The 11,870-nt window shown below is 53.3% G+C and carries 6 protein-coding genes; all 6 read right to left on the bottom strand.

What is annotated here, in order from left to right; genetic code table 11:
* Positions 1 to 4: 4 nt before the first annotated feature.
* From NST25_RS04085 to NST25_RS04060, 6 genes are read right to left on the bottom strand one after another with little or no spacing between them, the layout of a single operon-like run.
* Entirely contained in the window at positions 5 to 3,223 is a 3,219-nt protein-coding gene (locus NST25_RS04085) for an alpha-amylase family protein (RefSeq protein WP_340011955.1), read from the bottom strand.
* Positions 3,163 to 4,482, bottom strand: coding sequence for a glycoside hydrolase family 125 protein (locus tag NST25_RS04080; RefSeq protein WP_076185072.1), 1,320 nt, complete (start codon positions 4,480 to 4,482; stop codon positions 3,163 to 3,165). The genes NST25_RS04085 and NST25_RS04080 overlap by 61 nt, the downstream gene beginning before the upstream one ends.
* Positions 4,483 to 4,518: 36 nt before the next feature.
* Positions 4,519 to 7,677 (bottom strand): alpha-mannosidase, encoded by a 3,159-nt coding sequence (locus NST25_RS04075; protein ID WP_340011954.1) that lies wholly within the window; start codon positions 7,675 to 7,677, stop codon positions 4,519 to 4,521.
* A 4-nt stretch (positions 7,678 to 7,681) separates the two neighbouring features.
* Entirely contained in the window at positions 7,682 to 9,976 is a 2,295-nt protein-coding gene (locus tag NST25_RS04070) for a glycoside hydrolase family 3 N-terminal domain-containing protein (RefSeq protein WP_340011953.1), read from the bottom strand.
* Positions 9,973 to 10,896 carry a carbohydrate ABC transporter permease gene (locus NST25_RS04065; RefSeq protein ID WP_036684927.1) on the bottom strand — a complete coding sequence of 308 codons (924 nt, stop codon included), beginning with the start codon at positions 10,894 to 10,896 and terminating at the stop codon, positions 9,973 to 9,975. The genes NST25_RS04070 and NST25_RS04065 overlap by 4 nt, the downstream gene beginning before the upstream one ends.
* 24 nt (positions 10,897 to 10,920) lie before the next feature.
* Positions 10,921 to 11,850 carry an ABC transporter permease subunit gene (locus tag NST25_RS04060; protein ID WP_036684959.1) on the bottom strand — a complete coding sequence of 310 codons (930 nt, stop codon included), beginning with the start codon at positions 11,848 to 11,850 and terminating at the stop codon, positions 10,921 to 10,923.
* Positions 11,851 to 11,870 lie beyond the last annotated feature (20 nt).

Below are 11,870 nucleotides of genomic sequence, written 5' to 3'. Positions count from 1 at the left end.
TTCTTCAGCATTTATTAAGCGTAATGTTAACCTCTTCAGGTCTGTAGACAGCTACCAGCTTGCCCGCTGAATCAGCTGCAAACAACACCGAACGTTCTTTCTCCAGTAAAAATGAGTAATGAGCTCCAGTTGCAGGATCTTTTATTTCAAGTTCGGCATCCCAGGCGTATTCAGATACGAAGATATACAATGAACCTTCTGCAAAAGCAAGCTTTCGCCCGTACACACCTGGCAGGTCTCCACCGCTGATCCATTCCAGCCCGGTTTCGATACCTGCGGCTTGTGCAGCATATTGGTAGAGCGCGGCGATCGGCTCGTCGCGGTCATTCAGTTCTAAAGGTAGCGGGCACCAGATCAGGCGACCTGTGCCAAGCTGGCGTTCGATGAGGTGATCACCCACACCACCTGAGCTAGACGAATCAACATCTGCATTTGCTGGCGTTTCTTTGACTAGCTCCGCGATTCGCTTCTGTCCATAGGACACCGCAAACTTGCGTCCGTTCAATAGAAGCTGCTCCTCACGGCGCATGTTACCAAGTTTACGGGCTCCTACTATTGCGTCCATACGATCCGAAGGCTGCCAATACGCATCAACCCCCAATGCTCCAGTAATGAGCAGAACGGCACCTGTACGCTCCACTATGTCCAGCAATTGCTGAAGGGCGTCATTATCCAGATTGTGCACACTCGGCAGGAGAATCAACTTAGCCGGCTCTGCCTCCAGCGGAGCCAGCTCGTATTCCGATACGGCGCGGAAAGGCAAATGAAGCTGATAAGATAAGATCCTTGTCAGGCGGGTAGTCGCATCATAGGCGAGCTTCCGGTTAGAGAAGTCATTAGAGTAAGGGAAAACCACGGCAATCTCTTCCAGCTTCCGCCCGTCAAATAATCCCCCGGCTTCGCCGATGAACCGCCCAAAATCATAAGACACATCCGCTTCCGGCTTCTCAGTCCCATCGGCCCGCAGCGCACCGATCTGCGATTCATTGGCATTATCCATATAAAAGTTCGTGTTCCATATCCATTGCACAGCCCCGGCACCTCCAGAAGCAAACGCATAGGCATATTTGCGCTCCAGCATGGCCCGCAATTCTTCCTCACTGCGTTTAGCCCGTCCGTCTGGCGTCTCTACGTACATGATGCCGGTCTCCTGAATGAGGTTCGGTTTGTGATAGGTTTTGGCAAAAATTCCATCCCAGAGCAGATTGTCATTCAACCACCAGCTGTGAACAGTGGTGTAATCGACATCGCGCTCATAAAAGAACGGCGACGGTCGTTGGGCACCCAAAGCCTCATCCTGCCCTACGGTCACTAAATGATCTGGGCAGAGTTCCTTGATAGTCCCGCTAAGCTCCCTTGCCCATACGTTGTGCATGTCCATGGAGAACAGGCAGTAGTCGAGCCAACGTGTGCCGCGCTTTCCGGAATGAATATCCTGCACACTAAAGTTAATCTCTTCTTGCTCAGGAGGTTGTGCAGCCGCAAAATCCGGCAATTCCAGCGGCGTCATATTCCAGCGCTCTTGCAGCGAAGTTATATCACCATGGCGTTCTTCCAGCCAAGCAGAGAAAGCAGCGCGTTCATATTTATCACGCGCCGAGCTCGGTCCGTCCGAGAAAATCCGCGGCGGATCGAACATTGACGGTTCATTGATCAAATCCCAATCGACATGGGTTGTCGTGCGATGCCGTGCAACGATCGAGCGGATGAACCGTTTTTGCGCTTCTACACTGCGCGGATCGAGATAAGGATTCGTCCCTTCCCAAGTCTCGGGCGTAAAGGAGAAGAACGTAAAGGTAACCTGCAGCTCATGCCGCTTCGCAGTCAGTAGAAAAGCATCAATCGCCCGCAGCACTTCTTCCGAGGCATGACCGTCTACCTGCATAATATTGCGGTAGGCTGTCCAGATACCGGTACGAATCCAGTTGATGCCTGCCTTCCGCATCTGTGCCATATCCCGATCCCAGACATCAGCATTTGGCAGGAATAGAAACTTCCGCGCTACGTCAGAGGTCATATAAGTCATGCCGACAACAGGTAAAGGCTGACCGTCTTTGATAAAATAATCTCTTCCAGCCTTAATCGGTTCCCCCTGCGATAACAGGCCCACGTCATATCCCCAAAAGCCTTGACGCAACATCCGCACTTCGCCTTCTTCCGATACAGCATGGCAAGAAAGATGATACAGGCCAGGTTGAATTTCTATAGCAAGCGGTACACGTAGGAAGTTCAGCTCGCGACTGACCTCAAGCTTGCACTCGTGAGTGAAACATGGGATAGACTCCCCGTCTTTGCTCAGAGTGATGTTCAGGGTCCACTGCGCTGCTGTCGGTGACGATTGGCTACGGCTTAGCCGCTGACCCTGCAAAAACAGCAGCGGCCGCTCGCCTTTTTCATAAGAAGCATAGTTAGGCTTCAGCCACAGCTCTGTTACTCCCCGAGCGGCAAAGGTTGCCCAGCGGGTTAATGCTTCCGTTCCGCCTTGATTCCAGAAATCAGGCGTAAGCGGTTGGCCGATAAAGATCCAGCGGCCACCGGCAAAAGGCCCGCCGATATGCTCCCACAGCACAGCTGGAGCTGAAACTTCCCGCCCGGCGGCGGTAATGCCCTTAAGCAGCGGGTAGATCCGCGTGTCCATGGGTCCACTGGAACCCATCTGCTCCGGCAGGTCACTGCTTTTAGTGACATGCGGTACCAGGTTCCAGGTATCCGACAGGGCCAGCAGCTGCTCATCGCCTACGAAGAGCGGAATGTCTCTAAGCGCGACATGCTGCTGTATGCGATCTGCGCTGCTCACCTGCAGCGCTTCATGGATATGCAGCTGGCGGTGATAGGCAGTCTGCTCAGCTTCGATCCGCCACTCTTCAGCGACTAGGCGGACTGGATGCTTAAACGGGGCACCGCCAATGCTGATCAAGCTGCCGCCTCTGCTCAAATAGGCGACGATGGAAGGCCAAGCCTCCTTCGGGAAGTACGGAGCATGGAAGCTAACGAAGCAGTCCCCGGCCTTGGCGCTGTCCAGCGTTTCGGCCAGCTGTGCTGCATGAACAGGAGGGTCAGTATGATGTATTCCTATAGACTGTGCCTGTTCCGCTGTCAGTCCGCCCGCTGCGGTATACCCGGGAAAAGACGGGTCCGCGAACAGGATGATACGGCCCCCGCTCACAGAATACCTTCCTTCATCGCCCGATAGACAAGCTGCGAGAACAAACTGTTCGACCATGCAAACCAGCTGCGGGTAAATACACTAGGATCATCCACATGGAAGCCTTCATGCATATATCCGGTTCCGGCATCCGTACTTTCCAGCATCGCTATCAGTTCCAGCTTCTCTTCGGCAGTCTGAGCCGTAATGCCCTGCATAGACAACGCCATATGCCAGATATAGTTCTCCGGAGTGTGCGGGCTGCCGATCCCTTTGGCAGCTGTGCCTTCATAATAGAACGGATTTTCTTTGCTCAATGCGAAACGTCTGGTGTTCTGGTAGATGGGATCATCCGCCGAAGCGTAACCCAGATACGGAATGGAGATCAGTCCGGGCGTTCCCGCATCGTCCATTAGGCAGTAATTGCCGAAGCCGTCGGTCTCATAAGCATAAATCGGACCAAACTCCGGATGGCGATAAATGCCATAGAGCTTGATGCCATGATCCACTTCAAATTCCAGCTCTTTAAGTTCAGCCAGGAAGTCTAGATCGCGGAAGACCCACTCCGCGAATTCCTGCATCTGGCGCAGCGCGACAACAGCGAACATATTGCCAGGAATGTTGTAGTGGAAATCACAGGCATCATCGCTCGACCGGAAGCCCGACCAGATCATTCCGGTATAGTTCACCGGCATACCGAGACCGCTATTGCGCAGAGAATCTTCCGGAATGCCGTTATTGCGGCTGAACCGGTACGGAGACTGCTCGAAATGCCGCTGCTCTCTTTTGAACAAATCGAAAATCTGGCGCATGGCCGACTTGAACCCAGCGTCGAAGAAATTAGTCAGGCCCGTCTCTTTCCAGTAGGTATAAGCGAGGCGCACAACAAAACATAACGAATCAATCTCAAATTTACGCTCCCACACCCATGGCGACATCTCGGTCACATCCGTAGTGTTCCAGTGCCAGTCATTGGCCGACTCATTAAATGCATTGGCGTAAGGATCGATATGAATATACTGAATATGGCGTTTGATAAGACCGCCGATAATGCGCTGGAGATCGGGATCGTTTTTGGCCAGAGGCACGTATTGAATTACCTGCTCCACTGAATCACGCAGCCAGGAGGCCGGAATATCGCCGGTAATCACAAAGGTGGTTCCGTCATCCAGCAGTTTAGTCGTCGTCTCCAGCGTATTCGGAAAACAGTTCTTGAACAGCTGCAACAGCTTCGGGCGATGTGCCAGCTTCTCCTCTGCTTCGGCAAGTACTTCTTGTACAGCCTGCGGCAGCGGCAGCTGGGGCATTGCTATTTTGGGTAATCGGAATTGTTCCAAGTGAGATATGCTCCTTTGCATCTGTGATGTGATTATTTAATTTCTGATGTAGATTGTTTTGATCTCGTAAGGGGCAAAGTGAAGTTCCAATTCACCGCCAGCCGTATGTTCGATCAGTTCCAGCTGCTCTTCCAGAGCATTGGACAGGTAGACGCTCTGAACTGGATACTGCCATTTGAGCTGAACCCGCTCGCGGCCTCCCGAGGATTCGTAGAAACGGAGAACAGTCCCCTGCCCGTCCTCGGATGGCTTAATCGTATCCAGCACCACGTGCTCACCGGAGAATCCGATAAATGAGCCTGTTGGCAGCAGCTGCCCCTGTGTTGATGAAGGGGCAAAAGTATACAGCTCATGATTTAGCTCTGCTGCACGGCGAACAGTATGAGCCTCCCGCCAATCCCCACGGTGCGGATATAGCGAATAGGTGAAGTCGTGCTCGCCGAGATCCGCAGTAGCATCCGGCCATTTCGGCGCGCGCAGGAGCGACAAACGAATGGTACTGCCTTGGATGTCATAGCCGTATTTGCAATCATTCAGCAGACTGACGCCATATCCACGTTCCGATACATCCGCAAAACGATGCCCGCAAACCTCATACTGCGCCTGCTCCCAGCTGGTGTTGCGGTGGGTCGGACGTTCCAGCGCACCAAATGGAATCTCGTAAGTCGCCTTATCCGTCACAACATCAATCGGAAACCCTACCTTAAGCAGCTTATGGGCTTCGTTCCAGCTCACATGCGTCTGGAAATCAATCCGGGGATTATGGTGATGTAGAATCATATCCTGAGTAATCTCGGATTGGCCCAGCTTCCAGCGGAAGCGCAAAATATCCTGCACCGCACCAGTGCGAACCACTGCCTTTTCTATAAGCTCAGCCTCCCCGGCGGGTTGGGCTTCATAACGGTTGTCAATGTCCCAGGCATCCCAAAGCGTCGGACGGTCATGGAAAAAGTGGAAGCGGTTCGCCGGCTCACCGGATTTTACGATCTCCCGGTTTCCTTTTTTATCAAAAAGACTGGTGATTTCTCCTCGCTCGTTAAAGGTAATACGATAATAGTCCGTCTCCCAACGGTCGCCGAAGGGAATAGCTCCTACAGCAGTTTGATTATGTTCAGCAGCGGCAGATTCTACATTACTTTCATCGGATGTTTTCTGAGACAGATCACGAATCCAGATTGTTTTGTAGCCAAAGGCCGGAATCTCCGGAACGAGAACCGCGACACCAGAAACTGCTGCCTCCTCCGTCAGGACATCTGCTTCCAGCAGTACGTTATCCTCGCCATACACCGCAAAGTTTCCGCTGGCGGCTACTTCTTCGCTGAGAGCAAGTTCGACCACGGCATCCCGCGTCCAACCCAAACCATTAAAAACAATGTAAGGTGTACCCTCGCCTGACGTGTTAATGTTCCCGGCCAATGCCGCAAGCCCTGGCTGAAGCGCAACACGGCCAAGCTCAAACACCTCTGCGTATTCCTTCTCCGAGGTCTCGTATGCTTCGGTAATCGCCGAGCCCGGAATAATATCATGGAACTGGTTCAACAAAATCAGCTTCCAGCCCTGATGCAGCTGCCCGGCAACTACGGCATGTTGCTCCGTGTCCAGCTGCGGCGAAGCTAATGTCTGCCACAGCTCCGCTTCACGGTACAACACTTCCGCCTTGCGGTTGTTCCGCTTGTTGCGGCCGTGCGTAGTGTAGGTGCCGCGGTGCAGCTCCAGATACAGATCGCCCCGCCACTGCGGCAGCTGCGGCTGACAGCGTGTAATGCCTGCGAAGAAATCCGCGGCATTACTGTATTTACTCTCCGGCTGGCCGACCATTAGCTCGGCACGCTGGATATATTCCAGCATCTCGCGGGTGACCCCGCCGCCGCCGTCACCATGCCCATAGAGCAGCATCTGCTCATTATGTTTATCTTTTTCGCGGAAGGACTGATAGTGTTCATGCACATCTTTGGGCAGCGTATTCTCATTGACCCCATGATTCAGGTAAGACAACATCGGCGTGCCGTCAATGCCGACCCAACGGAACAGATCGTAAGGGAAGACATTGGTGTCATTCCAGCCCAGCTTGGTGGTCATAAAATATTTGATGCCACCATGCTGCAGAATCTGCGGCAGAGAAGCGCAGTAGCCGAAGGTATCCGGCAGCCACTCAATCTGCGAGGTGCGCCCGAACTCTTCGAGATAAAAGCGTTGACCATATAGCATTTGCCGCATCAAAGATTCTCCGCTCGGAATGTTCAGATCCGGTTCGATCCACATCCCACCGACCAGTTCCCAGCGTCCTTCACGGATGCGTGCCTTGACCTTCTCATAGAGTACCGGGTCATTGTCTTTCAAATATTCGAACAGCAGCGGCTGGCTCTGCGCATATTGATAGTCAGGATATTCGTCCATCAGGGCATTCACCGTCGAGAATGTCCGGCTCGTCTTGCGCACGGTCTCGCGCGCAGGCCACAGCCAGGCAATATCGATATGGGACTGGCCCACCATGTGGATTGTTCCTTCGGCATGACCGCCGATCTCCCCGACTCTGCCCCGCAGCTTCTGCTCGATTCGCGTAATCTCACCACCCTCGCGGATCTCCTGCGTGGTAAGGCCAACGAATTCATCCATTGCTACATACAAAGCTTCCAGCATCCGGTTACGGCGCTGGTCCTGCTCAGGCAGCAGAATTGCCGAATCGCGAATCACTACTGCCGTGTACATTAGACTCTGCACAGGTCTATTCACTAGCACCAGCTGGCTGTGGATCATCCGAATCGGCGGCTGGATCACCGCCTGTTGATTTAATGGGTCCACCGGCTCGGGGACCGGATCGAAGAGTTCGATTTCCAGGTCCAACGGACGGCCCGATGGATCACCTGCCAGAGTTACAAAGGTATGATTGCGGTCGAGTCCTTGCCGCGATTCACCGTTCACCCGCAGCAGCCCTTCCCCACCTGAAGCAAAAATCAACCCGATGTGGCCCGGCAGCCAGTTAGCCGGAATCTCCAAAGTACGGCGGAAGAAATAGGTCGTTCCTTGCACACTCGGGAACAGATCATAATTGCTGCCGTCCTTATAAGGCTGCAGCTTGTCATACTGTCCCGGCAATTGATACACCGAGGACAGAATCTCCCAATCGCGCAATTCCTGCACCTCTAGCCATTGCTGCTCGGAGAGCTCGCGGATGAAGCGTTTAATGCGTTCCATGTCTTTACCCCCTCACCGTCAAATCGGTGCTCAGTGTATCATTTACATGCTTACCCACCAGCACTTTAAACGCTCCTGGCTCTACAACAGGTCTTAAATCCGGTCCGATATATTGCAATTGCTCCGGCCCTACCGTGAACAACACGGTTTGCTTCTCACCCGGAGCCAACTTGATTTTGTCAAAAGCCTTCAATTCCCTGGCGGGACGGGTGACCTTACTGGCGACATCGGAAATGTACAGTTGCACCACCTCTGCGCCCTCACGGTCTCCTGTATTCTGAACGTCCACGGAAACTATAGCCCCCTCCCCAGCCGCAATTACTTCCGGCTCCACCTTCAACCCGGAGTACGTAAATTCAGTGTAGCTAAGCCCGAAGCCGAACGGATATTGAGGCTGGGAATCGGCCTCCAGATATCTTTTGCCACGGGAACGTTTACCGTTGTAATAGACCGGGAGCTGGCCCACATGCTTCGGCACGGATACAGTCAGCTTCCCGGACGGGTTCACATCGCCGAACAGGATATCCGCAACAGCGTGCCCGCCTTCTTGGCCTGGATACCAGGCTTCCAGAATGGCATGTACATGCTCGTCAATCCAAGGCTCACTCACCGGACGGCCGTTAATATAAACAACGATCACAGGTTTGCCGAGCTGATGAACCTGCTGGATCAGTTCCAGCTGCACTCCCGACAGGGTCAATGACACCCGGTCAATGCCTTCGCCGCAGTCCATATCATTCCAGGCATTCTCCGTCACCTTGGACGCGCCTGTCTTAAGATCAATACTGCCTTCCCCGAAATCGCGTGCACTGGAGCCGCCGACGACCATAACAACGGTATCGGCCTGCTCTGCACAAGCGAGCGCGGCTTCAAAACCTTCGCGCGAATCGCCTTTGATCCGGCAGCCCGGTGCATAGAGCACCCGCTCCGGCTCTGCAGCCAGCTTGCTGCGGATGCCGCTGAGCACGGTCGCTACCTTAGCCGGAGGCTGCGGTGAGGTATAATCGCCGAGCTGGTTATACCCGGCATCGGCGTTAGGGCCAATGACGGCGATCGTGCCGGCGGTCTTGGACAATGGCAGCACACCTGCTTCATTTTTCAGCAGGATGATGCTCTCGCCCGCCACTTGCCGGGCCAGCTCTTGATGCGCTTTGCTGCCGATGACGCGTTCAGCCGCATCGGGATCAGCGAATGGCTGCTCGAACAGGCCCAGCCTGAACTTGAGCGTCAGCACACGGCGGACCGCACGATCCAGCAGTGCCGGGTCCAGCTTGCCTTCACGAACGGCATCCACCAGGTATTTGCCGTACATCTCTCCGGACATCTCCATGTCGATGCCGGCTTCCAGTGACTGCACTGCTGCATCCATGCCATCTTCAGCCACATCATGGCCAGAGGCCAGCATCTCTATAGCTCCGCAGTCGGTAATGATTAGACCCTCAAATCCCCAAGCTTCGCGGAGTATATCCTCTAGTAGCTCTGTATTTGTCGTGCAAGGCACGCCGTCTATTTCGTTATAAGCAGGCATAATGGAGACTGCACCCGCTTCGACCGCTTTTTTGAAGGGCAGCAGATCCACTTCCAGCAGTTCACGCCAGCCCATGTGCACAGGCCCGGCATTCCGGCCGCCTTCTGAGCTGCCGTATCCCACAAAATGCTTCAGCGTAGCCCCCACGCTGCCGCCGCTCTGCAAGGATTCCCCCTGCAGACCTTCAACAGCCGCAACCGCCATCTCGCTGATCAGGTAAGCGTCCTCGCCGAAGCACTCCTCGGTGCGGCCCCAGCGGGGATCGCGCACCACATCCAGCACCGGCGAATACGTAACCGCGCCGCCCTGACTGCGTGTCTCCAGCGCTACGGCGCGGCAGACCTCACGATACAGCTCTACATTCCAGGAGCTGCCGAGCGACAGGGGCACCGGGAATACGGTGGCCCCGATCGCCATGTGGCCATGCGAGCATTCCTCGCCGATCAATACCGGAATGCCCAGCCGCGAATGCTCCAGCACATACCGCTGGAGCGTATTCACCGCTTCCGCACCTTCACGCGGAGACAGGCCAGTAGCCAGCGTCACACCGGTCCACGGGTCAGCGCGCAACATCCCGTAAAGCGAACCAACGCCGCCCCCGGCAACCTTCTCCTTGAAGCTTTCTGTCAAGGTCATCTTACCGTCTCTATGTTCATAGGCCTGCCAGCCAAAAGGCTGAATCAGCTGACCGGCCTTCTCTTCCAAAGTCATCAGTCCGAGCAGATGCTCCGCCCGTTCTTCAGCAGGTAAATTCGGGTTTGTATAACTCATTCCTTAACAGCCCCTACGGTAAGACCTTGAATGAAATAACGCTGGAAGAACGGATAGGCAAAAATAATCGGTCCTGTCGCCAGCACGACCATCGCCATCCGCGATGTATCCTGCGGCATGGAGCGAAGAGCTTCCAGACTGAGCGAACTGTTCTGGGAGTTCTGCAAAATAAACTGCATACTGGTCTCGATCCGCATCAGCATCGATTGCAGCGGGACTAAATTCGGGTTGTCGATGTACAGCAGCGCATTGAACCAGTCATTCCAATAGCCGAGGGTGCTGAACAAAGCAATCGTAGCCAGACCGGGCAGTGATAAAGGCAACACCAATTTCAGGAAGATACGGAACTCGCCCGCCCCGTCGATTTTGCCGGATTCGATAATGGCATCAGGCACACTCGTGCTGTAGAAGGTGCGCAGAATCATAATGTAAAAAGCATTCACCGCCAGCGGCAAAATCAGCGCCCAGATCGTATCCTTCAGGCTTAGAAACTGCGTAACGATAATATAAGTCGGCACAAGTCCACCGTTGAACAGCATGGTAAAAAACGCGAAGAACGAGAAAAAATTGCGGTAACGGAAGCTTTTCCGGGAAATGGCATACGCATAAAAAGCGATAAACAAAAGGCTGATAATCGTCCCTATCACCGTTACAAAAATCGTCACACCATAAGAACGCAGCAGCATATCTCCGGATTCAAACACATAACGGTATGCGCCGAGACTCCATTTTGCCGGAATCAGCTTATAGCCATCCCGCGCCAGCGCCACCTCATCGGTGAAGGAGATGATCACGACGAACAGAAACGGAAACACGCACAGAAACGCAAAGATGCCGGCTATCAGATTAAAAGTGATATTCCAGGGCGTTGAGAGATGGTGGAAATCACGTTCTTTTTTAGTCTTAGTAATGGAAGACATATGGCCCACTCCTTTCATGAGGTTCTAGAACAAAGCGCTATCCTTATTGTATTTGCGGACAATATAGTTGGAGGTCATGACTAGCGTAAAGCCGACAACCGATTGATACAGACCTGCGGCAGTGCTCATACCAATCTCACCCGTTGTTTTGAGGCCTTGATAGACATAGGTATCAATAACATTCGTGACACTGTAGAGCGTACCGGAATTACGAGGCACCTGGTAAAAGAGACCGAAGTCGGCGTAGAAGATTTTACCGATGGCCAGCAGGGTCATGATCGTGATAATTGGACTCAGCAACGGCAGTGTAATATTGCGAATCTGTTGGAACTTACTAGCTCCGTCGATCATCGCCGCTTCATACAGCGACTTGTCGATCCCCATAATAGCTGCGAGATAAACTACGCTGTTGTAACCAACTGCTTTCCACAGATAGACTAGGATCAGGATGAACGGCCAGTAGGCTTTTTCCGAGTACCACTGAATTGACTCTGCGCCAAAAAAGCCCATGATCTGGTTCAGCATCCCGCGTTCGGAGCTCAGGAAACTAAATGCAAAATAGCCGACAACGACCCATGACAGGAAGTAGGGCAGGAACATGCCGGTCTGATACACTTTGGCCAGCTTCTTGTTCACAATTTCGGACAGCACAATCGCCATCAGAACCGACAAGATCAAGCCAAGCAGGATAAATGCTCCATTGTAGAGCAAGGTGTTGCGGGTAATAATGTACGCGTCATTGGTGGTGAACAAAAACTTGAAGTTGTCTAGCCCCACCCATTTGCTGTTGATAATACTCGCCCAGAAGCCGTCGCGGCTAAAGCGGTATTCCTTGAATGCAATAATCGTCCCTATCATCGGCAGGTAAGAGAAAAAGAGAAACCAAAGCGCACCTGGTAAAACCATGAGCAGCATAATCTTGTTATTCATAATATTTTTTATAAATCCGCTGATTGTCTTCACACTTAGATCCC

It is taken from the genome of Paenibacillus sp. FSL E2-0190 (assembly GCF_037992965.1).
In the GTDB taxonomy this organism is placed as follows: Bacteria; Bacillota; Bacilli; order Paenibacillales; family Paenibacillaceae; genus Paenibacillus_AQ; species Paenibacillus_AQ odorifer.
The sequence above is the reverse complement of the archived record's forward strand: the minus strand, read 5'-3'. Positions and strand labels throughout refer to the sequence as shown.

What these genes read in the sequence shown, in the direction of transcription:
- NST25_RS04085 (WP_340011955.1), bottom strand. Translation starts at nt 3,223, where the DNA reads ATGGTCGAACAGTTTGTTCTCGCAGCTTGTCTATCGGGCGATGAAGGA.
- NST25_RS04075 (WP_340011954.1), bottom strand. Translation starts at nt 7,677, where the DNA reads ATGGAACGCATTAAACGCTTCATCCGCGAGCTCTCCGAGCAGCAATGG.
- NST25_RS04070 (WP_340011953.1), bottom strand. Translation starts at nt 9,976, where the DNA reads ATGAGTTATACAAACCCGAATTTACCTGCTGAAGAACGGGCGGAGCAT.
- NST25_RS04065 (WP_036684927.1), bottom strand. Translation starts at nt 10,896, where the DNA reads ATGTCTTCCATTACTAAGACTAAAAAAGAACGTGATTTCCACCATCTC.